Origin of the sequence: Candidatus Poriferisodalis sp. (assembly GCF_965208925.1) — a bacterium.
Lineage (GTDB): Bacteria > Actinomycetota > Acidimicrobiia > Acidimicrobiales > Poriferisodalaceae > Poriferisodalis.
In genome coordinates, this window is record NZ_OZ242364.1 from 1528750 (window position 1) to 1552275 (window position 23526).

The following is a 23526-nucleotide window of genomic DNA, read 5'->3' on the forward strand; positions in this document are numbered from 1 at the left end:
GAAGTGCGGATCGCCCGCAAGGGCTCACTGATGAGCATCGTCGGCATCGAACACGTGCAGCTGGCGATGCCGCCGGGCCGTGAGGTTGACGCGCAGGCGTTCTACGAGGGCCTGCTCGGGTTGCCCCGGGTGCCCAAGCCGGCGCACCTGGAGGTTCGTGGCGGGTGCTGGTTCGAGAGCGATTCGGGAACGAGCGCTGTCAAGATTCATCTTGGTGTCGAGGACCCGTTCCGGCCTGCCCGCAAGGCCCACCCCGCCCTGCTCGTGCACGATCTCGCCGCCTTGGTCGAGCGGTTGCGAGCCGCAGGCGTCACGGTGCGAGACGAACCGCTCGAGGGTTACGACCGCGTCTATGTGGACGATCCATTCGGCAACCGCCTAGAGCTGCTGGAACCGCACACCTGAGCGGGCGTCGATCAGGGCCGGAATGACTCCAGCTTGAGCACCGGGTCGGTCCAGCCGTCCTCGGTGAAGAGCATGCCCGCGAGCCGCCCGATCTCATCGGCCGACTTCGCCGCCGAGCCGCATCCGCCCACTGCAACAGCGACGCGATCGTCGACCCAGTCGATCCACGGCAGATCGTGCGGCGTGTTCGTGACCACGCAAGGCTTGATGTCTTTGGACAGGATCGTGCGGCGGGGGAGGAACTCCCGCAGACGGTCCTCGAGATCATCGGCCTCGGCCTGGCTCCCGCCGCTGCGGAACCAGTCGACAACGGCGGGCACATCGTCGGCGAAGGTGGCGGCGGGGTCGTAGCCACCGATTTTCAGCATGACCCGTCCATCCGGGAACCGGACCGGCGGTACCCAGTACACATCGTGGCGAGGATCTTCCTCGCAGGTGGCCGGGTCGGTGCGGGAGATGAGGCTCGGCAGCGCCGGACCGTCGTCGAGCTCGGCCATCAGGATCGTCCGCAGGCTGCGCTCGAGCGGCAGGTCGACGCCGACCAGGTCGGCCGCCCACGCCCCGGTGCACAACAGCACCACATCGGCGAGCAGCGTGTCGTTGCCGACGGCCAGCTGCACGCCGTCGGGCGTCGGCACGGCAGCGGAGACGGGCGCGTCCACGACCGTCCCGCCCGCTGCGGCCGTCAGGCGGCTCTGCGCCACGATCATCCGCCGTGGATTGATGTGGCCCGCCGGTGCAGCTTCGAGGATGATCGTGTCCGCACTCGACATGTCGATCCCGAAGCGCTCCGCAACCTCGGCAGCGGTGACTTCACGCGCGTCGACGTCGAGTTCGAGCGCGTGGGCAAGATCCGCCTGCGGATCGGCACCCGAATAGACCAGCCCGGCACCGGTGTGAAACGGGATGCCCGAGCGTTCCTCGATGTCCGCGTACCTGCCGATCGAGCGGATGGCCAAGTGCGACCAAGCGGGATCCGGATCGATCATCCGCGTGATGCGACCCTCGTCGTAGTGGCTCGCGAACGGACCGGTTGACGCGGCATAGTCCTCCGGCTCACCGGGCCCGATCAGCGCCACCGAATGCCCCGCTTCTGCGAGATGTCGGGCAGCAGCACTGCCGATCAGCCCCCGCCCGACAACCGCGACCTCAAAATCCGACACGTCCGCAAGCTAGATGCTCCCGACGCCGAATCGCCGACGACCGATTCTTCGGGTCACACTCTGACGACGCCCAAATCGTCGAGTTCAAGGAAATCGGCGTCCTGGGTGACGACAGGAACTCCGTGGGCGACCGCCGTAGCTGCGATCCACGAGTCGTTGATCGGCATTGATAGGCCTCGTTCCCGCAGAGTGACCCGCAACCGTGCCCATGCCGCAGCCACGTCGCTGTCCACGGGAAGCGGATGCAGCGCCAGTGCGCTCGTGAGCGTGGAGAGTCGGCGATCGCGCACGACGGTGTCGGATGCCTTCAGCACACCGACGCGAAGTTCGCCGATAGTGATGGCTGACACGCTCAGCCGATCGGGGAGTGCGTCGCTGCGGATGGGACGACCGGCCTCGCGTGCGATGAACAGCGACGTGTCCGCCAACCCCTGACTCATGGCCACGGCAGATCGTCCGTCGTCTCGGACTTGAGATCTGCCAAGTCATCGGCCAAGCCGGGGTCCGCCTGATGGGCCAAGACATCGCGGAGGAAGCGTTCGCGGCTCATCCACTGAGGGCGTTCTTCGATGGGCCTCAGTTCGGCGACCGGTCTGCCGTGCACAGTGATGCAGATCGACGCTCCCGCGGCGACCCGATCAAGCAGCTCGCGAGTCTGGTTGCGAAGCTCCCGTGAGGCCACGTTTTCCATGAGAGAAGTGTCGCATATATGCGACGTCTGTAGCAAATCCTGAGATTCCAGCACACCCGGAAGGACGGAGGGTGTTCCCGCCGGTGTCTCAAGGCTTGGCCTGGCCGGGTTCATCCCGCCGACCGTAGAGGCGCCGCTGCATTGCATCGCGCTGGTTTTCTGGGCAATCGCCGTTGCAGGCCCAGCGCTATGCCTGCGCGCAGGTAGCCCTTGCGGGTTTGGCGGTGGGCGGCTGTCTCGTCTGCGGGGAATCTCACCCACTGGGGGCGTAGACGAGGACGCTGCCTGTGACGAGGTCGGTCACGGATCGCCGGTCCTTGCGCAACAGGATGGCGGCGATGTCGGCGACACTGCCGAGCCCGAGGGTCAACGTCCAGAAGAGCAGCTTGAAGTTCTCGCGGATGAACATCCGGCCCCAGCCGAATCGTGAGCCGTCTCGCCGTACGGCGAAGATCCCGGCGAGCTGCTTGCCGGGCGTTCGTCCTCGTCCCAGCACGAGGAGCCACCACGCGAGATACACAAAGATGAGGAACCAGAAGACGAGGGCCGTGAGGATCAGGAAGTTGTCGATCAGATAGGCCGTCAGGCGCCGGAAGGGTCCGGCGGCGAAGTCATCGAGCGAGATCTCGCGCTCGGGCGGGGTCTCGGGCTCCATTGACACGGCCGGCATTCTCGCAGACAGCTGATGAGATGGGGTTGGTTAGGACCGCACAGCCGAGACGCGAACGATGGTGCTGCCGACGACCCGGTCGGTGACAGACCGGTGGTCGCCGCTGAGCATCAGGACACCCGCGTCCAAGATCGCCCCGAAACCCAGCGAGACGCTCCAGAAGAGGCGTTGGAAAATCTCCCGGACGAACATACGGCCCCAGCCGAATGGGGTGCCGTCGGATCGCACGGCCACCAAGCCGGTGAGGAACTTGCCCGGTGTCTGACCCCATGCCAGCAAGAGGAGCCAGCACGGCAGGTACACGAAGACGAGCCACCAGAACATGAGCACCAGTAGGCCGAAGAACCCATCGATCAGGTGGGCGATCAGGCGCCGAACGGGTTTCGCGCTGGTTGCGTGGGCGGACGACTCGCCGTGCGGCGGCCCGATCCCATCAGGCACGGGGTGAGTTTGTCAGCGCGCCTCCGTTGACGCTCGGCGCTTGACGCTCGTGCCGGCGTGCCGTGGCCGTCGGCCGGTCCGGGACGCGGCAGGCTGTGTAGGTGTCAGACAGCGAGAACGCGAGCGACGCGCCAGCCGACGTGAGCGCCGCCTATGACGTCGATTACCGCCTGGTCAACGGCCGCGCGGGCGAAGCGCTGACCATCGCCTCGGCGAATCCCACGAACTTCCACCAAGCCATCTCCGACACCGGCGCCATGCCCCGCCAGGACATCTGGGCGAAGCTCTTCCTGCCCGATGGTCCGGGGCCATTCCCGGTCGTGATCGTCGTGCCCGGCAGTCTCGGGCTCGCGCCCCACCACCTCGCCCATGCATCGGCCATCGTCGACGTCGGCATCGCCGCGTGCGGCATCGATCCGTTCGGTCCTCGCAGCGTCACCTCGACGGTTGCCAACCAAGTCCAGTTCTCCTTCGCGGCGAGCGCCTGGGATGTCCTGGCCGCAGCGGAAGCGCTTGCCTCACGCCCCGAGATCGATGCGTCCCGCATCGGCGCGCAAGGCCACAGCCGGGGCGGCTCGGCGGTGCTCAGCGCCGCATCGGTGCACCTGGCGGCAGCCTCCGGCGCCCCGAAGCTGGCAGGCGTCTATGCCGCCTATCCCTGGTCGGGACACCAATTCGTCGACCCCGCAGTCGGCAGCACACGTGTCCGGGCGATCATCGGCGATCATGACGACTGGTGCTCGCCGATGCAGGTGCAGGCCCATATCCATGCCATGCACGTCGCCGGCGGCGATGCCACGGTGCGAGTCGTGGCGGACGCCCACCACAGCTTCGACCGCGCTACCCCGCTCGAGCACATCGCCGACGCTGCCGTCACACCGGGAGCGCCCACCGTCTACATCGCCGACGACGGCGCCTTCATCCCGCCGACCTCCGATCAACCGGACCCGTCGCTGGTCGACCTCGACGGCTTCCTCTACTCCATCAACGCGGGCTACGGCGTCCGCGGCGCCCACATCGGCGGCACCCCCGAACTCGCCCCCCTCTTCGTCGAAGACATGACCACCTTCTGGCTCAACACCCTGTCCCCGACCCCGCCATCTGTCCTTTAGCGACCCACCCATCGTGTATGCGTAGATCAACGCGATCGGGCAAGCTGAGGGCATGACGGACACGGGACGGGCTATTGATCTGTCGGTCGAGGTGATCGGCGACGTTGAGACGGTGTGGCGGGCGGTGGCGACGGGGCCGGGGATCTCGTCGTGGTACGTGCCGCACACTGTTGAGGAACGTGCTGGAGGAGCGGGGGTCGCATCGTTCGGGCCCGAGCCGGAGATGCAGATCGCCGGCCGGGTCGCCGTGTGGGAGCCGCCGCACCGGATCGTGTTCGACGGCGGCGAGGGTGTCGGCGGGCTCACGTTCGAGTGGACGGTCGAGCCGAACGACGCCAACACCTGCACCGTGCGCCTGCACAACGCCGGCTTCGCCGACGGCGATCCGCAGTACGACGCGATGGTGGACGGCTGGAAGCTGTTCATGGCCAACCTGCAGCTGCACCTCGAGCACTTCGCCGGCCAGACCGCCACCTCTGCGTTGCCCATGGTGATGTGGCCGGTCACGCCCGAGGAGGGGTGGGAGATCCTCGCCGGCGGGCTCGGCATCGACAAGATGCCCGATGTCGGCGACCGGTTCGACGTGGCCGCCGACGATGACACCAAGCTGGGCGGCACCGTCATCGAGACCGGCCCCCGCCGCATCAGCCTGCTGGCCGACACCCCCGCACCCGGCACGGCTTTCCTGACCTCCGAGGACGGCGGTGGGTTCACGATGGTCTCGGTCTGGCTGTATCTCTACGGCCCCGACGGCGCCGCCATAGCCGAGCGCGACGACGCCGGCTGGCGTGCCTGGCTCGCCGACCACGCACCGCAGTCCGACTGAGGTCTCGACTGATCCTCCGTCGAGCCCGAGAATCGGGCCACTGGCAACTCAGTCGGGATACACCTGGGTGCGGCGATGCTTCAGCATGCGGTCCTGCACGCGCCAGCCGTCAGGAGTCTTCACCACCAGGTCGTGATACGAGGCTGTGCCCACCTTGCCGCCGCCGAGCAGCGCCAGGATGCGGAACTTCAGCTCCACGCCGGTGTCGGTCTCGTTCACGTAGATGTTGGTCATGGTGTGGGTGCGCGGGTGCTCGGCCTCGTCGGCCATGAAGTCCCGGATCGCCGTCAGGCCCTCCAGTCGCGGCGCCCCCAGGTCGGTCAGGTCGAACACCGCGTCGTCGGTGAAGATCGTCCCGAGCCGGTCCCAGTCGCGGTCGTCGATGATGTCGCCGTATCGCCCCGGCAGTTCGTGCAGTTCCAGACGGTCAGCAATGTCCATGCCGGGACCATAGGCCAGTCGGCGCGTGTGCTTCCCGGCGAGCGCGGCCGAAGGCCCTGATTGCTGGACCGGACGGTCAGCGCGCGAGGTCAGCGCGGACTCGGGGTATGACATCGCTGGCGAAACGTTCCAGCGCGGCGTTCATCACGGACGGCGGCAGGCCGGGTGGGCCGCCCCAGGTGACCAGGTCGGTGACGTCGTGGTCGCGCATCATCGTGGTCAGCTCGGCCACGCACTGGTCGGCGTCGCCGACGGTCCACACCAGCGGGTTCAGCGGGTCGGGCTCGCGTGGCCCGGTGCGGGCAGCCCGCTCACGGGCGGTCGCCTTGTGGTCGGCGCTGGCCTTGATGATGCCGATGTACACATCCCGCCGGTACTTCTCCGCGGCGGCGATCGCCTCCCACGTCGGGTCATCGGCAGGGTCCCGGCCGTCGGTCACGTACACGCCGCGGATGATCCCCACCCGCTTGTCGCCGGGGTCGCGGCCGTCAGCCACCAGCGCTTCCTTCCATGGATCCAGCACCGCGGCCTTCGGCCCTTGGGGCAGCAAGTTGGTGCCGAAGCGAGCGGCGCGGAGGGCACCTGCCTCGCTGGTGGCCGCCACCCACAGCGGCGGACCGCCGGCTTGCACTGGGTCGGGCGTGACGCGCAGGTCCCGGTACGAATAGCGCCTGCCCTCGTAGCTGAACGGCTCGCCCGCCCACGCAAGCCGCAGTACTTCGATGGCCTCCTCGGTCAGCGACACCCGCCGGCTGAGCGGCAGGCCGAATCCGGCGAACTCGTGCGCGGCGTAGCCCATGCCGATGCCCAGCTCCATCCGGCCGTCGGAGATGTTGTCGAGCACGGCAAGGTCCTCGGCCAGCCGCACCGGGTCGCGGAACGGCATCAGGCAGATGTCGGTGGAGAACCGCATCGTGGTGGTGAGCGCCGCCGCAGCACCGGCAACCGGCACGAAGTTGGGCAGGTAGCCGTCTTCGATGAAGTGGTGCTCGGTGAACCAGCACTGCTCTAAACCGAGCTGCTCGGCCAGCACCACCTGCTCGAACGTCTCGGCATAGACCTGCGGCATGGTCACGTCGCTGCCCGGCGGGCAGCGGAAGTCGTGCACGATCCCGAACCTGAGCGACTGCGCCATACCGTGCTCCTTGCTCAGCAATGGGAAGCTAGTTGGGCAAACCGAAGCCAGATCGGGTTCGCGCGGCTCAGTACCAGGCGTCGGGGACGGCTGCCTTGCGATCTTCGACGAATGCCTGCAGCTCGCGATCGGCGGCCGGATCGAGTGGCGGGGGAGGTTCGTAGTCGGCGAGCATCTGCTTCCACTGCCGGTTGGCGCGTTGGGCCATGTCGAGCGCACCCTCCTCGGACCACTGCTCGAACGAGCGCGTGTCACACAGCGCAGCCTCGAAGTTGGCCGTCTCGAAATTGGCCATGGTGTGCGCCGTCGCCAGGTAATTCCCGCCCGGCCCGGCCTCGCTGAACGCCGCCCCGCCAAGCTCGTTGTCGTCAACGGTGAGGCCTTCCAGCAGCCGGTGCAGCATGCCGCAGCGGTCGGCGTCCATCACGAACTTCTCGTACCCGACACTCAGGCCGCCTTCCAGCCAGCCGGCCGCCTGCAGGATGAAGTTCGCGCCGGCCAGCAGCCCCGGTGTCATCGCATCGGCGGACTCCTGCATGGCCTGGGCATCGGCGATCTTCGATGCGGTGTAGTGGCCCCCGCAACGGAACGGCAGCCCCAGCCGCCGGGCGAGCTGGCCGATCGCATAGGTGGCCAGCGTCGATTCGGCGGTGCCGAAGGTCGGCGCGCCCGAACGAAGGTCCATGGTGGTCAGGAAGTTCCCGTAGATCATCGGCGAGCCGGGCCGCACCAACTGGGTGAGCGCAATCCCGGTCATGGCTTCGGCGTGGGCCTGGGCGATCAGCGCCGGCTGAGTGACCGGGCCCATGCCCCCGCCGATGATGAACGGCGAGATCAGGCAACCCTGGTTTGCCCGGGCGTAGGCCTTGAGCGCACCGCTCATCGTGTCGTCCCACACCAGCGGCGAGTTGACATTCACGTTCCCCTGGATCACGCAGTGCGTCTCCATGAACTCGGCGCCGAATGCTGCGTCGAACACGATCCGGGCCATCGCGATGGAATCCTCGGCCCGCTCTGGCGCCGTCACGGCGCCCATGAACGGCTTGGCCGACCAGCGCAGGTGGGCGTCCACCATGTCGAGGTGCCGCTTGTTGACCGGGACGTCTACCGGCTCGCACACCGTGCCGCTGCCGTGAGCCAGCCACGGTGACATCCACGTCAGCTTCACGAAGTTCGCGAAGTCGGCGATGGTGGCATAGCGCCGGCCGCCATCCAGATCGGTGACGAACGGCGGCCCGTAGACGGGCGTGAACACGACGTGGTCGCCGCCGATCTCGACGCGCCGGCCGTCGCGGCCCCACAGAGCGAACCGGCTCGGCGCGGTCGAGCAGAGCTGACGAGCCAGACCGGGCTCGAAGCGCACCCGCACGCCGTCGACGCGCGCCCCAGCCGCCCGGAAGAGCTCCAGCGCCTCATCATCTCCGCGGAACTCGACGCCGATCTCATCCAGGATCCAGTCGGCATGTGCTTCCAGGCGTGCCAGCGCTGCTTCGTTCAGCAGTTCATAGGGCGGGATGCGCCGCCGCGGCGTGGCCTGTTCGGCTGACGGTTCCGGGCCTGCCGTTCGTGCTGCGACACGGCTGGAGCGACCCCGACGGCCGCTGCGAGCGCTGCTGCCGCTGTTCGCGCCGCTCCCGTCTGCCATCGGCACATTGTGGGCTACGTCCCCGGTCGGCGGTGTCCGCCGCCCCAGCGGCCTCGCTCAGCACTGCCCATCCCCTGAGTGCTGCCGCCACCCGGACAGACCGGCCCGAGAGTGCTCCGGCACCGCTGGCTACTGTGCTGTCGCTGCCCGACACAGTGTCGCCAACGACCGCTGAGCGAGAGGATGCCCAGATGTCCGAGAGCTACGAGAACCTAGCCATCGACGCACCAGCTGACGGTGTGACCCGCATCACGTTCAATCGGCCTGAGCGGCTGAACGCCCTCACCCACGGGCTGGTCGCCGACCTGCACAGCGCATTCAGCGCCGTCGACGCCGACCACGACACTCGTGCGGTCGTGCTGACTGGCGCAGGCCGCGGCTTCTGCGCGGGACTCGACCTCACCGGGTTCGGCGGCGTGCCGGGGACCGAAGACCTAGGCGCGCCCCAGCGCGGCATGGCCGTGCAGCAGGAGATCGCCGAGCTCGTGCACCACATGCGCGACGTGCGCCAGCCGATCATCGCCGCCATCAACGGGGCGGCCGCGGGCGGCGGGTTTGCCATCGCCTGCGCCTCCGACATCCGCTACTGCGCCGAGCGAGCCAAGTTCGGCACTGCGTTCGTGCGGCTCGGCATCTCGGGATGCGATATCGGCGTGAGCTGGATCCTGCCCCGCCTCATCGGCGCCTCCCGGGCCTGGGAGCTGATGCTCACCGGCAGAGTCATCGACGCCGCCGAAGCCGACCGGATCGGGCTCGTCAGCGCCGTCGTGCCCGACGACGACCTCATGGACACCTGCCTCGGCGTCGCTGCCGAGATCGCGGCCAACAGCCCCTTCGGCGTATGGATGACCAAGGAAGTCATGTGGTCGAACCTCGAGATCGGCAGCCTGCGCGCCGGCATCGACCTCGAGAACCGCACGCAGATCATGTCGTCGCTGACCGAGGACAGCCGCGAAGCCATGGCCTCGTTCCTGGAACGCCGCCAGGTGAAGTGGTCCAACCGCTGACCCGCCGCATCAGCTGAGGTGCCGCCGCGGAGAACCGAGTTCCGCCGGCGGTCGACCCGGCCGGCGGGCAGCTAGCCGGCGGGCTGGGGCACCTGGTCGGATTTGAACTCGAACAGGTACGGGTCCAGCGACTCCTGCGCGGCGATCCGCCACTTGTGCCAGTAGCCGCCGCCGTAGTACGCCAGGCTGCCGGGCTGAGCGTCGCCGTGGCCGTTGTAGTACGAGAGGCAGTCGCGCAGCGGAGCTGTGGTGATGTCGGCCACCCGGCAGTGCTCGGCGTAGTTCACCTCTGAGTCCTCGGTAATGTCCACCACGTTCCACGCCTTGTCGCGCATCTCAGTGAGCATCCACACGATGTAGTCGCCGTGGGTATCGATGGCGTCGGTGAAGTTGAAGCTGCCGCCGCCGCCTTGGGGACCCGACACGATGAACAGGTTCGGGAAGCCGTGGCTGTGCAGTCCCAGGAAGGTCCGCGTGCCCTCGGTCTGCCACTTCTCGCTCAGCGTCACGCCGTCACGGCCGCTGATCATGTTGAACGTCGAGGTCGCCATCCACTGGAACCCGGTGGCGTAGATCAGCACGTCCAGCGGGTACTCGATGCCCTCGTGCACCACGCCCCGCTCGTTGATCTCCTGCACGCCCATCGGGGCGGTGTCCACCAGATGCACGTGGGGCAGGTTGAACGTGGGCAGGTACTCGTCGTGGAAGGTGGGCCGCTTGCAGCCATAGGGGTAGTAGGGCTTCAGCGCCTCGGCGGTCGCAGGGTCTTCCACGATCGCGTCCACCCGCGCACGGATCTGCTCCATGATCCGGAAGTTGGTGTTGAGCTGCTTCTGCACCAGCTCCTCGGGCGACAGCTTGCGAGCATGCTGCTTGCGCTCTTTGAAGTCGTCGACCCGGCCGGCCAGGTAGTCGTCGTTGGCCTTGATCGCCGTGCGGCCCGACGAGATGCGGGAGAAGCGCTTGCGCCGGGCCCGCGCCCAGCCGGGCTCCTTCGACCACTCGGCGATCTCCTCAGGATCGGTGGCCCGCTGGTCCCGCACGTCGATCGACGACGGCGTGCGCTGGAACACGTACAGCTCGCCCACCACCTTGGCGATCTCGGGGATGACCTGCACCGCCGTGGCACCGGTGCCGATGATGCCCACCCGCTTGCCTTCGAGGTCGATGTTGTAGTCCCAGCGTGAAGTGTGGAACGACTCGCCGGCGAAGCTGGCCATGCCGTCGATGCGTGCCAGCTTCGGGCTGGTGAGAATGCCGTTCGCCAGGATCACGTAGCGGGCCTTCATGGCGTCGCCGCGGTCGGTGTAGACGGTCCAGCGGCCGGTCTCCTCGTCCCAGGTGGTCGAATCCACCGTGGTGTGGAACAGGCACTGGTCGTAGAAGCCGAACTTGTCGGCCATTGCCTGGCAGTACTCGAGGATCTCGAAGCCCGAGGCGAACTTCATCGTCGGGATGTACTGCATCTCCTCGAGCAGCGGCAGGTAGCTGTATGACTCCACGTCGCAGGCGATGCCGGGGTAGCGGTTCCAGTACCAGGTGCCGCCGACGTCTCCGCCCTTCTCGCAGAAGCGCACGTCGCTGAAGCCGGCGGCCTGCAGTTTGTGCCACAGCAGCAGTCCGGCGAACCCGGCGCCGATGCACAGCACCTCGCACTCGTCGTTGAGCGCGTCCCGCTCGATCGGGGGCTCGGAATACACGTCGTCGAGGTAGCGCTTGAACTCGCCCTCCATCGCCATGTAGTCGGCCGCGCCCCGGCGGGCCTCCTTGAAGTCCCGGTACTTGGCCTGCTCCTCGGCGTTGAACACAGCACCCGGCGGGGGAGGCGGCAGCTCCTTGGCGTGCTCGTCGGCGTTGACCGAGTAGCCCTTGCCCTGGATCTTCTCTGACGCCTTCGCCGCTCGGGTGTTGAAGATCTTGCGACCCGTTTGCGGGTCGATGCTGATCGCCGGACGTGTGCCCGCGTCTGCTGCCGCCTGGCCCTGTGACATCGTGCGACCTCCGTGGTGCCCCGTTCGATGTTAGGGGAGGCGCCCGACGGCGCGCCGGGGTGTGACAGCCTTCCCAGCGACATGCAGCGCGACACACCGCAGGTTTTTGTGTGGGCCTCAGTGGGGATGGGCGTGCTGCTCGCCGTGCTCGTGGTGCACCTGCGCACGGCGATCGTGGCCGGGGGACCCGTGGCGGTGCCCGACATCCCGGCGTACCTGGGCATCGCCCAGTGGGTCGGCGGCGACGGGTTCGCGCCCGGTGACATCCCGTTCCAGCCGGGCTACGGACTGCTGATCGCGCCGCTGGTGGCTATCTCGCAGGTCTCGCTGCTGGGGACCCAGGGCGAGGTGGTGCACTACCTCGCGCTGGTCGTCAACTCGCTGGCTGCAACGGCCGCCGTGCTGGTGGCGGGCCGGCTCGGCCTGGTCTGCTCGCAGCGCTGGTGGATTGCCGGGGCTGTTGCACTCATCGCCGCGGTGCACCCGTCGCTGTCGAGCGCCTCGCGCATCGCCTGGCCCGAGACGCTGCTGACCCTGGCAGTGCTCGTCGTGGCGCTCGCGGTGGCCTTCGCCGCGAAGGTTGCCGGTTCTGGGGCGAGCCGGCGGGCGTGGGCCCGGGCAGGACTGGTAGCGACGCTGGCCGTCGCCTTGCACGCCCGGATGATCGTGCTGGTCGCCGCCGTGGTGCTGACGGCGTTGCTCTGCCGGATCGGCCGTCGAGCGTGGGCCAGTCTTGGCGGCGGGTTGCTGGTCGGCGGTGCTGCAACTGCGCTCGCACTGTCGCTGACCGGCACCTGGCCCACGGAGCGGCTGAGCGAGGCGGCGCAGCTCGACCGTGGCGCCGAGCCGATCGCCACAGTGTTGGGACAGCTGCTGGCCTTGGGCGGCGGAACTGTCGGGCTCGGCGTCATCGGTCTGGTGGCGGGATTAGGGGTCGCACTCAGGCTGTGCCTACGGTGGCCTGTCGACGACGCGGATGAGGTCACCGTCTCGGATCTGCCGGCAGAGACAACCGGAGGGCTGCTCAGGCGACGGCGTCGCCGAGAGCCGTTGTCCAGGGGCGCTGACCGAAGCCCGGGCGCTCGGCCTCCGCAGGAATGCACCAGCAACCTGGAACCGCTCACGGTTGCGCTGGTCTGCTTGGCGCTCGGAGCGCTCGGAGCGGTGCTGCTCGGCGGCTGGACACTCACTGGAAGCGCACGGGCCGATGCGCTGCTCTACGGCCGCTATGTCGACCCGTGGGCGGTGCCGTTGGCCGTCGCCGCGCTGGCGTGGCTCGCGGCCCGGCCGACAGCGCCTCGCGGAGAATCGGCGACGTCGGGCATCGGTGCTTCGCCATGTTCGACGGCGAGTCGTCGGAGCACCTTGACGCCAAGCGGTTCGGCCGTGCTCGGGACAGCGACGGCCGTGCTGGTGATCTCGTTTGCAGTGGTGGTCGCTGTAGCCGGCGACTACGACGCGGCACCGCGCCGCATCATGACGCTGTCGTTCAGCCCGGCGTGGACGTGGCTCGATGATCGGCTGAGCGCCGTGGCTGTGGCGGCCCTCGCTGTGACCCTGCTCGGCACGTTGCTCGCCGCCGCAGCGCGGCGCTCCTACGCGGCCATCGATGCCGGAGAACCCGTCGCATCAGCCCCGCGGCCGGCATCGGACAGCGGCAGCGGGCGTCTCCGCCGACGCACCGCTGTCACCCCCACGGCCGCGCTCGGCACGCTCGTCGCTGGCGTGCTGGCACTGGGGACGGTCGGCACGGTGTCGAACCATCGCCATCTCGCCGATGTCGGTGCCGTCGCACGCGACCAGGTCACCGCCGCCGAAGCCGTGTCGGGCGCTGTTGAAGACGACGGCCTGATCTGTCTCGCTCACGACCGGATGTCGGTGCCCGACTACGCGCTGTGGCTCTACCGCTTGGAGCTGCCCGAGATCACCCACGAACGGGTCAGGCTGAACGCCGGCGACCGACCGTGCTCCGAGCTGGTGATCGCCGACGATGACCTGGCACAGCGCTGCACGAACGCCCGGCATCTCGTCGACGAACCGGCGGGGTCTTGGGCGCTGTGGCATCTGCCGGGACGCAGGTGCATCGGCTTGTGAACATGGCGGCGCGGGCAGCCGGAGTACCGTCGCACGATGGCTCCTACGACAGCGGCATCGGTACCGGCCGACATCCGCGCTGGTACGACGACCTGCCGCCGTCTGGATCGGTTCCGGCTGACGTCAGCGGCCACACGACGGCTTGGTGCCCGCGGCGTGCTGGCACTGCTGGCAGCAGCGCTCATGCTCATCGCGGCGGGTTGTGCTGACACGCCGTCGAGCGATCAGCAGGCTGAGCCGGACAGCGCCGGCTCCAATTCGACGGGGCCAGCGAGCGCCGAGTCCGCGCCGGCGACCACAGCCGCGGCACCCCGGTCGACCTCGCCAGATGAGTTGATCGTCGACGTCAGGGTCACCCAGATCCCCGGCGGCCCGCGTGAGTCCACCGTCTCCGCGCTGCGCGAGGGCATGACCGCACCGCTGCTGCCCGAACCGCTGGTGTCGCCCCTCGATGTCCTCTCCGGCGGGCCGCCGCCCGACGGCATCCCGTCCATCGACGCACCGGAGTTCGAGCGGGCTACCGACGTCGGCTTCCTGCAGCCGCAGGAGGCCGTGGTCACGCTCACCCTCAACGGCGACGCTCGTGCCTACCCCGCGCAGGTGCTGCTGTGGCACGAGATCGTCAACGACACCGTCGGCGGCGAGCCGGTCACCATCACCTTCTGCCCGCTGTGCAATACGGCCATCGGGTACTACCGCCAGCTCGGCGATCGCATCTTCGACTTCGGCACCTCGGGGCGGCTCTACAACTCGGCGCTTGTGATGTACGACCGTCAGACCGAGAGCCTGTGGGCCCACTACACCGGGCAGGCCATCGCCGGCGCGCTGACCGGATCGCAGCTCGAGCTGATCCCAGTCGCCACCGTGGCTTGGGAGACGTTCCTCGCCGAGCACCCCAACGGCCTGGTGATGACACGTCCCGGCGGCTTCGGGCGCTCATACGGCACCAATGCCTACGTCAACTACGACACGCCCGACGGCAATCCGATGTTCTTCAGCGGCACGCCCGACGATCGCCTGCCACCGCAGACCCGCGTGCTGGTCGTCCGCCATGGCGGCGCCTCGGTCGCAGTGCAACTCGACACGCTGAGCTCAGCAGGCGTGCTGACGCTCGACCTGGACGGCACGCCGGTGGTAGCGCTCCATCTCCCCGGCACGGCCACACCGATCCAGCATCAGCAGGTGGCCTTCGGACGTGATGTCGGCGCGACGGGCGTGTTCGACCCCAATGTGGACGGTCAGGCGCTGACGTTCACCCGCAAGCCCGGCGCCGCGAGCTCGGCTGGCCCCGGAGCATTCACCGACGATCAGACTGGCTCCACCTGGTCAATACTCGGCCGGGCACTCGACGGCCCGTTGGCGGGCGCCCAGCTCCAGCCCATCGAGCACATCGACACCTTCTGGTTCGCAGCCGCCGCCTACGACCCCGGCATCGAACTGCTCGGCACCTCGTAGCGCACCGGTACGTCAGGTGTGCAGGGCGGGGCCGAACTCTGCGAGGTTGGAACCTGCTGGATTCCCGGAGCAGAGGGCGGCCCCGCCCTGCACACCGGGTGCGAGCGGCTCTACTCGTCGCCGATCTGAGATTGCAGGTAGCGCTCGACGCCGATGTCCTCAATGAGGCTCTGCTGGGTCTCGATCCAGTCGAGATGCTCTTCCTCGCCGACCAGCAGGTGCTCCAGCAGTTCGCGGGTGCCGGCGTCTCCGTGGTCGAGGCACAGGCGCACGCCGGCCCGGTACCGCTCGATGGCGTTCTCTTCGAGTTGGCGGTCGAGTGCGAGCTGTTCGGGCACGGTCTCGCCGATCATCACCGTGCCGAGCCGCTGCATGTTGGGCAGCGCATCCAGCAGCAGGATGCGCTCCATCAGCTTCTCGGCATCGCGCATCTCTTCGACGGATTCCTCGTGATACTGCGACGCCAGCCGGCCGTAGCCCCAGTTCTCAGCGATCTTCGAGGCGGCGAAGTACTGGTTGATGGCCGTCAGCTCGGCCGTGAGCGCTTCGTTCAAGAACTCGATGACTTCAGGCGAACCTCGCATGGCTCCACCCTATGCGCCCATCGTCGCAGCGCACGTCGCGCCGTGTTCCGCCTGCAGCGATCAGGTGCCGACGACAATCGGGTCGAACGCGATGGAGTGCACCCTGTGGTGCGCCGGATCAAGCTCGACATCTCGACATTGATCCAGCACGGCTCGAATCGTCATCAGGCAGCTGCCGCAATCGGTGCCCGCGCCGCACACCCGACCGATGTCCGCCACCGTGACCGCACCGTGTGTAGCGAAGTGCCGGATGGTTGCCTCGTTCGTGGCGAGGCACTGGCAGACGATCATGGCAGCGGCGGCCTCTCGGGCGACTCATGCGCACACCGCCGGGCGGTACACGCAATCTTGATGCTCCATGTTAGGCATCGCTAACGCCACAAGCGCAATCGGGTCGCGCCGGCGCAGCGCCGACGCCCGGTCTGCGCGCGAATGGCTGGCTCAGACCGTGGCAGTGACGAGGATGCGGGCAGCGGTGTAGGCGCTCACGCCGACCGTGCCTTCGGGCATCCGGACGGTGGCGGTGCCATCGGGAGCCACCGACAGAACCTCGCCCGCTCGGCCCGGCATCAGCCCTGATTGCTCCAGGAACTCGAGCTGTCCCGTTTCGAACTCGAGCTCTTCGGGAATGCGCTGCACAGTGAATGCGCCGCTGGCGCCGATCTCGGCAAGCGGCTTGGCATCGGTCGGCGCGACATAGTCGGTGCCGGGAATCGGATTGCCGTGCGGGCACGTGTTCGGATCTTCGAGCACTTCCATCATCGCCTGCTCGACGACGGGCGAGATGACGTGCTCCCAGCGGCCGGCCTCGTGATGGGCATCCGCCCAGTTCAGCTTCAAGATGTCGGTCAGGAACCGCTCGGCCAACCGGTGCCGTCGCACCACCGTCGTGGCGATCTGCTGACCCTCGTCGGTGAGGCTGATGTGGGCGTGGTCATCCACGTTGACCAGGCCCTCACGTTGCATACGGCGGATCATCTCCGACACCGCTGGGCGCGAGACCTCCAGCCGTTCGGCGATGCGCGCCTGGATGACCTCGACGCCGTCCTCGGCCAGCTCGTACACCGTCTCGGAGTACTCCTCGAAGGCCGGGTGGTATTCCGTCGGCTCGTACCCCATGGCCGTCACCATACCCCTAGGCCACAGCCGCGCTGCACCGGATTACGGCTGTACTTGTCGGCCGTCGCATTCGTGCGATGCGATGTTGCGTGGGCGCTCTCGCTCCGCTCGCGGCAGACTTGCGTCGCCTCGGGTAGGCGGCGAGTCACAGAGCGGAGCGTGCGATGGATCTGCAGCTGGCAGGTAAGAACGTCCTGGTGACTGGCGCCGGACAGGGGCTGGGATTGGCCATCGCCGCGGCGTTCGCCGACGAGGGTGCGAACGTGGCCTTCGCCTACAACGCTTCGAGCGAAGGCGCCGAGAAGGGTGCTGCCGCAGCCCAGGAGTCGGGTCGGGCAGCGCTCGCCGTCCGATGCGACGTCACCAGCCAGGACGATGTGGAGCGCACGGTGGGCCAGGTCGTCAGCGAGTTCGGCGGCATCGACGTGCTCATCAACAATGCCGCCTACACCGACACGGGGCCGTTCGTCGACGCCGACCCCGACGAGCTGGCGCGGATGGTGGATGTGACGGTGATGGGCACCATGCGGATGACCCAGGCAGTCGTGCGTCACATGGTCGACGCCGGCACAGCGGGATCGATCGTGTCGCTCATGGGCGACTCAGGCCGGGTGGGCGAAAGCCGCCTCGCGGGCGTGGCCACCACGCGGGCATCCACAATGGGTCTGATGAAGTCGGTCGCCAAGGAGTTCGGCCGCAACGGGATCCGTGCCAACACGGTGTCGCTCGGATTGGTGCGCTCGGAACGCTTCGCCCACCACACCGGCAATGCCGACGACGAGCGCATGGCCCGCATCGCCAAGATGTACCCCTTGCGGCGGGTCGGCGTGCCCGACGACGTGCCGCCGATGGTGCTGCTGCTGGCCTCGCCGCTGTCAGGATGGACCACCGGCCAAACCGTCTCCGTCAACGGCGGCTACTCGATGGTCTGAGCGGCTCATGTCATCTGCCCGGCTTGTGCTCGCACCGCCGGTGAGATGCCGGTCGGGGAGAGAGCACCGTGGCAGACGAGCCATTCCGGCTGGATGAGACAGCGCCCACCGAGGGCGGCCCGTTCGGCGAGCCGGTGCCCCGGCGCGAAGACGGCCGGCTGTTGCGAGGGCGCGGCCGCTACATCGCCAACGTCCGCTACGACGGGCAGCTCGCGGTGGCATTCGTGCGCAGTCCCGTGGCGCATGCTCGGATCGTTTCGATCGATGTCTCGGCTGCTCGGCAGGCTCCCGGTGTGGTTGACGTCGCGGCCGGCGCCGACCCGGACTTCGCCGGCTTGGCACTCGTCGCCGAGTCGGCGCTGCCGACCCATGTGAACACTCCTCAGCCCGTGCTCGCGACCGACAAGGTGCGCTACCAGGGCGAGGCTGTTGCGGCGGTGGTGGCCGCCACTGCTGCAGCGGCCGCCGATGCCGCCGAGCTCGTGGAGGTGGCCTACGACGAGCTCCGGGTGCACGTCGACGCCGTGGCTGCTGCCGCGGATCCTTCCGAACCAGTACATGACATCGCACCCGACAACCTCATCGTCACCCGCACCTTCGATGCCGGTGACGCGGACACAGCGCTCGCCGGCTCGCATCTGGTGGTCGAGCGCCGCTACCGCACCAACCGGCACGGGGCCACGCCCATGGAGGGCCGTGGTGCTGTGGCGATCTGGAATCGCGAGGGCACCAAGCTGACGCTGCACGCCACGTCCCAGGTGCCGTACCTGCACCGCAACGGTCTGGCGAAGGTGCTCGGCTTGGCTGACAGCGCCGTACGCATGGTGGTCGGCGACGTCGGCGGCGGGTTCGGCGTCAAGGGAGCGCTGTATCCCGAAGATGTCGTGGTGAGCCAGCTCGCCCGGCGGCTCGGCCGCCCTGTCGGGTGGGTGGAAACCCGCTCTGAGCACATGGCCACCGCGCTTCACGCCCGCGACCATCACTACACGGTGCGGGCTGGATTCGAGGCCGACGGAACCCTGGTCGCGATCGATGCGGTGCTGCATGCCAACGTGGGCGCCTACAGCTCGCCGCCGTGGACGGCTGGCATCGAGCCGCTCATGGCTGGGGGCCTGCTGACCGGCCCCTACAAGCTCTTCCACTACCGCTGCGAGGTGCTGGGCGTGGCCACCAACACCACGCCGACCGGGCCGTACCGGGGCGTGGCCCGGCCGGCGACCGTGTTCGTGATGGAGCGCCTGCTCGACGACGCGGCCGCCGAGCTCGGCATGGACCCCGTCGACATCCGCCGTCGCAACCTGGTTGCACCCGAGGATCTGCCGTACACGGCGCCCACGCGACTGGTGCACGATTCACGCACTTACGTGGAGTGCCTGGAACAGGCGGCTGATCTCGTGGATTACGAAGGTTTCCGGAGGGCCCAGCAGGCGGCGCGCAGTGATGGTGCCGCAGCATCCGGGCCGGCCCCCAGCACGACCCGCGGCAAGACGGCAGCTACCGGGATCGGCTTCGCCTGTTACAACGAGCTGACCGGGCTGGGGCAGAAGGCGTCGGCCGGCCCGCGACTGCCGTTCCGCACCGGCCACGAGTCGGCCGAGGTGCGCATCGACCCGTCGGGGACGGTCACTGCCGCCATGGGCGTCACCTCACAGGGCCAGGGCCTGGAAACGACCATGGCGCAGGTGGTAGCCGCCGAGCTCGGCGTCGGGGTCGAGCAGGTGACGGTAGAGATGGGCGACACCGATCGCATCTCGTTCGGGATGGGTGCATTCGCCAGCCGTCAGGGCGTCATCGGCTCGGGGGCAGCAACGCTGGCAGCTCGTGCCGTTCTGACCAAGGCGTTGGTCATCGCGGCTCACCTGCTCGAGGCCGAGCCCGACTGGCTGAGCATCGACGACGGCTTCATCCACACGCAGGATGCGCCTGCTGTCGGCGTCACCCTCGGCGAGGTGGCGCACGTGGCCTACTTCGAACCGCACCGGCTCCCGCCTGGCGTCGAGCCTGGCCTGGAGGCCATGCGCTTCTACGACCCGATGACCGGCACGTTCGCTGCTGGCGCGCAAGCCGCGGTGGTTGCCGTAGACCTCGACACCGGTGAGGTGGACGTGGCGCGCATTGTGTGCGTGGAGGACACCGGCCGCGTCATCAACCCGATGATCGTGGAGGGCCAGATGCACGGCGCCATAGCGCAGGGCGTGGGCGGCGCGCTCTACGAGCACTTCGTCTATGACGCTGACGGCCAGCTGCATTCGGGCACCTTCATGGACTACCTGGCCATCACCGCCGACCGGATGCCGTCGATCGAGCTGGGCCACGTGGCCGACCCGGCGCACAACCTGAACCAGATCCGCGGCGTGGGCGAGGGCGGCACGCTCGGCCCGTACGCCGCGATCGCGAATGCAGTCTGCGACGCGCTTGCGCCCATGGGCATCACCATCGACGAGCTGCCGCTGAATCCCGCCCGCATCCACGCTGCCCTCGTCGCGGGAGCCCGCTGCTAGGCCGTATCACTGAGATTCACGCTGACGACCAAGAGCGCTCATGCAGATACGCGCCGTTATCGCCGGGCACCTCTGCGGCGCATCTACTGTCGCCTCATCCGTCGCTTGACGGGACGCTTCCGCGACGCTCGCCAAAGGAACGACGCCATGTCCAGAGTCACGGCCAACCCCTTCCCAGGAAGCCGAGGGCTCGCAGCTCTGGTTGCGGGCGTAGCCATCCTGATGGCGGCGTGCACCGGTGCCGCGCCGGATGATGCTCCGACGGCCGACGCCGCTGAGGATGCTGCGCCCACAACAGCGCCGATGGCTGGTGCTCCGGCGAACCCGGGCGTCTCCGACGATCGTGTCCTGTTCGGGCAGTCGGCGGCCTTCAGCGGCCCGGCGCAGGCACTGGGGCACGCCATGCGCTTGGGCATCGAGGCTGCCTTCCACGAGCAGAACCGAGCAGGCGGCGTCCACGGTCGCATGCTGGAGCTGGTCACGTTGGATGACCGGTACGAGCCGGGGTTTGCCTTCGCGAACACGCGTGATCTGATCGCCAAGGAGCGGGTGTTCGCCCTCATCGGAGAGGTGGGGACGCCGACATCGCGGTCCGCTGTTCCCCTCGCCGAGTCGCGGGCCGTGCCGTTCGTGGCCCCGTTCACCGGCGCCGGCTTCCTGCGGAATCCCGATCTGAATTCGGTGGTGAACCTGCGAGCCTCGTACGCGCAGGAAACCGAGCACATGGTCGAGCGGCTCACCTCCGATCTGGGCGTCACCAGGGTCGCAGTGATGTACCAGAACGACTCGTTCGGCCAATCCGGCCTGAACGGTGTGACCGAGGCGCTCGACAGACGCGGGCTCGCTCCCGTTGCCACCTGGTACTACGAGCGGAACTCCAGCGCGGTGAAGGCTGCGGTGTTCCACATCGCAGACTCGCAACCCGAGGCGGTCATCTTCATCGGCGCCTACCAGCCCGTGGCCAAGGCGATCAAGCTGCTGCGCATGGACGTCGATCCCGTCTTCATGGCGGTCTCCTTCGTGGGGAGCAACGCGCTGGCAACCGAGCTGGGAGACGATGCCCCCGGCGTGTACGTCACCCAGGTGGTTCCGATTCCGGATGACACCGACACCCCGGTCGTAGCGGAGTACCGGGCCGCACTCGGCGAGATCGATCCGGACGCCGCGCCCGGATTCGCCTCGCTGGAGGGGTACCTGGCGGGACGATTGGCCATCGTCGCACTTGACACGTGCGGGGCCGACCTCACACGCAAGTGCTTCCTGGGCGCATTCACCGAGTTGCAGTCCATCGACCTCTCGGGCGTGAGCCTGCACTACGGGCCGGACGACAACCAGGGCTCTGACGAGGTGCTCCTCACCGTGATCAACGACGAGGGCAGGTTCGTTCCGGCAGCCAATCTTGGGGACACGCAGTAATGGGCCGTCTGCGGGTGTCGGCCAGGCTGGCCACGATCACGCTGGTCGTGCTTGCACTCATCGCTGCGAGCACGGCCGTCGGCTGGGTCGTCGCCGGCGACTCGGCAACCCCGACGGATGACGAACCCGACATCGGTGCGGTGACGACCGCGTTGGCAGTGGTGCGACAGGTGAAGTCCCTGGCGGACGCTGCATCGGTGAGAACCAACGCGGGCATGACGCCCGAGACCTTGGCAGAGTCCCGAGCCTCCATGGAGGCTGAGATCGATGCGCTGAATGAGCAGCTTGACGCCCTGCAGGCCGCGGGGTACGAGCAGGCATCGGCGACGATGCGTGAGCTGACCAATGACCTTGCCCAGACCGCCGCGGAGATCGAACGCCGGCGACTCGCCCTGGCCGAGGTGCTGCGCGAATCCGAACGACGCCGGCAAGAGATCATCGCCATGACCAATTGGGAGCTTGTGCCCGCGTCGGTGGCGAGCGAGGACGACGTGTTCGCTGGCTTGATCTCCGATCGCGGCGATGCCGTCTCACCCGACGACCTGCTGCGGTACTCGCGCCTCGCGCTCATGACGCAGCAAGTCGACCAGGGCTCGGTCCTGCTCGAGGTTGCGGCGAGGCAGCCGAACATTGCCTTCATCGCCACGGTCGAAGAGAACATCGACCTCGTGATGTACCAGCTCTCTGACAGCCTCGAGGTATTTGCCGAAGACACCCACCAAGATCTGGATCCCACGCTGATCCCGCTCTCGAGGGAACTCGTGGACGGTGCCTACGGCGAAGCGAACATGATCGACATGATGAAGATCCGCCTGGGTCTGGGCGCGCAGGAGGCGCGCGATATCACCGCAATTGACGGGACTGTGGCGGCGCTGCAGGCGGAGGCTGCGGCGTTCTTGACCCAAGCGGTCGACAGCGTCGGATCCGTCGACGGGTACGGCGGGATCGCCGAAGTTCTGAATGCAGCTCTGGCAGTTGACCAGCATGTGGGCTCCGTCGCGGCGGTTGCCACGGCCAGGAGCGCCCCGACGACGCCGTTGGGAGACTTGCCGGCAACCCGGGACGCTGCCACAGCCGACATCTCCGGCATCCACCAGAACTTGGACATCCTCGATGCCGCGGGTCACGGTGACGCCGTCGCCCGGATGCGCGCATCGGTCGACCAAACGCAGGCCGACGTCGAGCAGATCCATGACGGCCGCCCGGAGCTCGTAGGGGCACTGCAGGCCGCCGAAGGTCAACGGGCGCAACTGAGGGCGTTCTTCGACTACCAGCTTCGGCCGGCGGTCGTCTCGAGCCTCGACAACCAGCTGTATTACATGCTGACCGGAAGGAGTGAGTTCGCCGAGGATGTGCCCGCCGATTCGGATCCGCTATCCCATTCAGAGCTCATGCGGTACCGGCACCTCACGCTCGTCTTCAGCTCGCTCTTCCGAACCTTCTCAGGATTCATCATCACGTTTGTCATTTCCGAGCCGACGTTGATTGCTGAAGCCGAGGAGAGGTTCACGACGGCGGCCCACCGCCTGGAGACGAGCGCCGCGTACTTGGAGCGAGAGGGCGGAAGCGCGGTGCACCCGCAACTGGTTCCGCTGACACGCCAGTTCATCGCCTTGGGCGACGGGGACGACAACCTGTTCGACTCGCTCCGGTACCGGCTTCCCCTGATCGCTCAGGAAGCCGAGCTGATCGCGTCGAGCCGTCAAGCGACTTCTGCGCTGCAGGCTGACGTCAACACGCTGCTCGATGACCTCCTGCAGGCCGCCGCAACCCTCGACCCCGATGCGCACGATCCCGACGCACGGGCGATTGTGCTCGTGCTCGGCATTGTCGCCGCCATCGCGACGCTGCTGATCGCTGCTGAGGTGGCCCGGCGCCGCGATCCGGAACCGGCTTGA

The 23526-nt window shown here is 68.0% G+C and carries 22 protein-coding genes; 10 read left to right on the plus strand and 12 right to left on the minus strand.

Translation table 11 applies throughout. From position 1 onward, the window contains the following. Positions 1 to 30 precede the first annotated feature (30 nt). Positions 31 to 405 carry a VOC family protein gene (locus ACOGI5_RS06850; protein ID WP_419863676.1) on the plus strand — a complete coding sequence of 125 codons (375 nt, stop codon included), beginning with the start codon at positions 31 to 33 and terminating at the stop codon, positions 403 to 405. An 11-nt stretch (positions 406 to 416) separates the two neighbouring features. On the opposite strand, the gene ACOGI5_RS06855 is transcribed toward ACOGI5_RS06850, so the two are convergent. The 5 genes from ACOGI5_RS06855 to ACOGI5_RS06875 all read right to left on the minus strand — a co-directional run bounded on the left by ACOGI5_RS06855 (position 417) and on the right by ACOGI5_RS06875 (position 3370). Further along, positions 417 to 1568 (minus strand): NAD(P)/FAD-dependent oxidoreductase, encoded by a 1152-nt coding sequence (locus ACOGI5_RS06855; protein ID WP_419863677.1) that lies wholly within the window; start codon positions 1566 to 1568, stop codon positions 417 to 419. 53 nt (positions 1569 to 1621) lie between these two features. After that, positions 1622 to 2008: a type II toxin-antitoxin system VapC family toxin gene (locus tag ACOGI5_RS06860; protein ID WP_419863678.1), complete on the minus strand. Its 387-nt coding sequence runs from the start codon at positions 2006 to 2008 to the stop codon at positions 1622 to 1624. Next, positions 2005 to 2259, minus strand: a complete 255-nt coding sequence (locus ACOGI5_RS06865) for a type II toxin-antitoxin system Phd/YefM family antitoxin (protein ID WP_419863679.1) — start codon at positions 2257 to 2259, stop codon at positions 2005 to 2007. The genes ACOGI5_RS06860 and ACOGI5_RS06865 overlap by 4 nt, the downstream gene beginning before the upstream one ends. A gap of 253 nt (positions 2260 to 2512) precedes the next feature. Beyond that, positions 2513 to 2914: an RDD family protein gene (locus tag ACOGI5_RS06870; protein ID WP_419865452.1), complete on the minus strand. Its 402-nt coding sequence runs from the start codon at positions 2912 to 2914 to the stop codon at positions 2513 to 2515. 45 nt (positions 2915 to 2959) lie between these two features. Beyond that, complete coding sequence (locus tag ACOGI5_RS06875; RefSeq protein ID WP_419863680.1) at positions 2960 to 3370, minus strand: RDD family protein; 411 nt, start codon at positions 3368 to 3370, stop codon at positions 2960 to 2962. Positions 3371 to 3471: 101 nt separating this feature from the next. Here ACOGI5_RS06875 and ACOGI5_RS06880 point away from each other — a divergent pair, with 101 nt between their 5' ends. Together ACOGI5_RS06880 and ACOGI5_RS06885 are read left to right on the plus strand one after the other, a co-directional pair. After that, positions 3472 to 4482: a dienelactone hydrolase family protein gene (locus tag ACOGI5_RS06880; protein ID WP_419863681.1), complete on the plus strand. Its 1011-nt coding sequence runs from the start codon at positions 3472 to 3474 to the stop codon at positions 4480 to 4482. 52 nt (positions 4483 to 4534) lie between these two features. Further along, positions 4535 to 5308, plus strand: coding sequence for an SRPBCC family protein (locus tag ACOGI5_RS06885; protein WP_419863682.1), 774 nt, complete (start codon positions 4535 to 4537; stop codon positions 5306 to 5308). A gap of 48 nt (positions 5309 to 5356) precedes the next feature. Here the strand turns inward: ACOGI5_RS06885 and ACOGI5_RS06890 are convergent, their stop codons facing one another. From ACOGI5_RS06890 to ACOGI5_RS06900, 3 genes are all read right to left on the minus strand, one after another. Beyond that, positions 5357 to 5749 carry a nuclear transport factor 2 family protein gene (locus ACOGI5_RS06890; RefSeq protein ID WP_419863683.1) on the minus strand — a complete coding sequence of 131 codons (393 nt, stop codon included), beginning with the start codon at positions 5747 to 5749 and terminating at the stop codon, positions 5357 to 5359. A gap of 76 nt (positions 5750 to 5825) precedes the next feature. Continuing rightward, positions 5826 to 6884, minus strand: a complete 1059-nt coding sequence (locus ACOGI5_RS06895; RefSeq protein ID WP_419863684.1) for an LLM class flavin-dependent oxidoreductase — start codon at positions 6882 to 6884, stop codon at positions 5826 to 5828. Between the two features lie 67 nt (positions 6885 to 6951). Further along, complete coding sequence (locus tag ACOGI5_RS06900) at positions 6952 to 8529, minus strand: trimethylamine methyltransferase family protein (protein WP_419863685.1); 1578 nt, start codon at positions 8527 to 8529, stop codon at positions 6952 to 6954. 191 nt (positions 8530 to 8720) lie between these two features. Between ACOGI5_RS06900 and ACOGI5_RS06905 the strand changes: the two genes are divergently transcribed. Beyond that, the gene (locus ACOGI5_RS06905) at positions 8721 to 9536 is read left to right on the plus strand and encodes an enoyl-CoA hydratase/isomerase family protein (RefSeq protein ID WP_419863686.1); all 816 of its coding nucleotides are present in this window, start codon (positions 8721 to 8723) and stop codon (positions 9534 to 9536) included. 71 nt (positions 9537 to 9607) lie between these two features. Here ACOGI5_RS06905 and ACOGI5_RS06910 read toward each other — a convergent pair whose 3' ends face one another. After that, positions 9608 to 11527: a flavin-containing monooxygenase gene (locus ACOGI5_RS06910; protein ID WP_419863687.1), complete on the minus strand. Its 1920-nt coding sequence runs from the start codon at positions 11525 to 11527 to the stop codon at positions 9608 to 9610. Positions 11528 to 11608: 81 nt separating this feature from the next. Here ACOGI5_RS06910 and ACOGI5_RS06915 point away from each other — a divergent pair, with 81 nt between their 5' ends. Beyond that, positions 11609 to 13621 (plus strand): hypothetical protein, encoded by a 2013-nt coding sequence (locus ACOGI5_RS06915; protein ID WP_419863688.1) that lies wholly within the window; start codon positions 11609 to 11611, stop codon positions 13619 to 13621. A 36-nt stretch (positions 13622 to 13657) separates the two neighbouring features. Next, positions 13658 to 15076 carry a DUF3179 domain-containing protein gene (locus ACOGI5_RS06920; protein WP_419863689.1) on the plus strand — a complete coding sequence of 473 codons (1419 nt, stop codon included), beginning with the start codon at positions 13658 to 13660 and terminating at the stop codon, positions 15074 to 15076. A 110-nt stretch (positions 15077 to 15186) separates the two neighbouring features. On the opposite strand, the gene bfr is transcribed toward ACOGI5_RS06920, so the two are convergent. The 3 genes from bfr to ACOGI5_RS06935 all read right to left on the minus strand — a co-directional run bounded on the left by bfr (position 15187) and on the right by ACOGI5_RS06935 (position 16779). Continuing rightward, positions 15187 to 15660: a bacterioferritin gene (bfr, locus tag ACOGI5_RS06925; protein WP_419863690.1), complete on the minus strand. Its 474-nt coding sequence runs from the start codon at positions 15658 to 15660 to the stop codon at positions 15187 to 15189. A gap of 60 nt (positions 15661 to 15720) precedes the next feature. Further along, positions 15721 to 15951, minus strand: a complete 231-nt coding sequence (locus tag ACOGI5_RS06930; protein WP_419863691.1) for a (2Fe-2S)-binding protein — start codon at positions 15949 to 15951, stop codon at positions 15721 to 15723. 150 nt (positions 15952 to 16101) lie between these two features. Further along, the gene (locus tag ACOGI5_RS06935; protein ID WP_419863692.1) at positions 16102 to 16779 is read right to left on the minus strand and encodes a metal-dependent transcriptional regulator; all 678 of its coding nucleotides are present in this window, start codon (positions 16777 to 16779) and stop codon (positions 16102 to 16104) included. A 164-nt stretch (positions 16780 to 16943) separates the two neighbouring features. Here ACOGI5_RS06935 and ACOGI5_RS06940 point away from each other — a divergent pair, with 164 nt between their 5' ends. From ACOGI5_RS06940 to ACOGI5_RS06955, 4 genes are all read left to right on the plus strand, one after another. After that, entirely contained in the window at positions 16944 to 17711 is a 768-nt protein-coding gene (locus ACOGI5_RS06940) for an SDR family NAD(P)-dependent oxidoreductase (RefSeq protein WP_419863693.1), read from the plus strand. Between the two features lie 68 nt (positions 17712 to 17779). After that, positions 17780 to 20212 carry a xanthine dehydrogenase family protein molybdopterin-binding subunit gene (locus tag ACOGI5_RS06945; protein WP_419863694.1) on the plus strand — a complete coding sequence of 811 codons (2433 nt, stop codon included), beginning with the start codon at positions 17780 to 17782 and terminating at the stop codon, positions 20210 to 20212. A 147-nt stretch (positions 20213 to 20359) separates the two neighbouring features. Then, positions 20360 to 21628 (plus strand): ABC transporter substrate-binding protein, encoded by a 1269-nt coding sequence (locus ACOGI5_RS06950; protein WP_419863695.1) that lies wholly within the window; start codon positions 20360 to 20362, stop codon positions 21626 to 21628. Next, positions 21628 to 23526, plus strand: a complete 1899-nt coding sequence (locus ACOGI5_RS06955) for a hypothetical protein (RefSeq protein ID WP_419863696.1) — start codon at positions 21628 to 21630, stop codon at positions 23524 to 23526. The genes ACOGI5_RS06950 and ACOGI5_RS06955 overlap by 1 nt, the downstream gene beginning before the upstream one ends.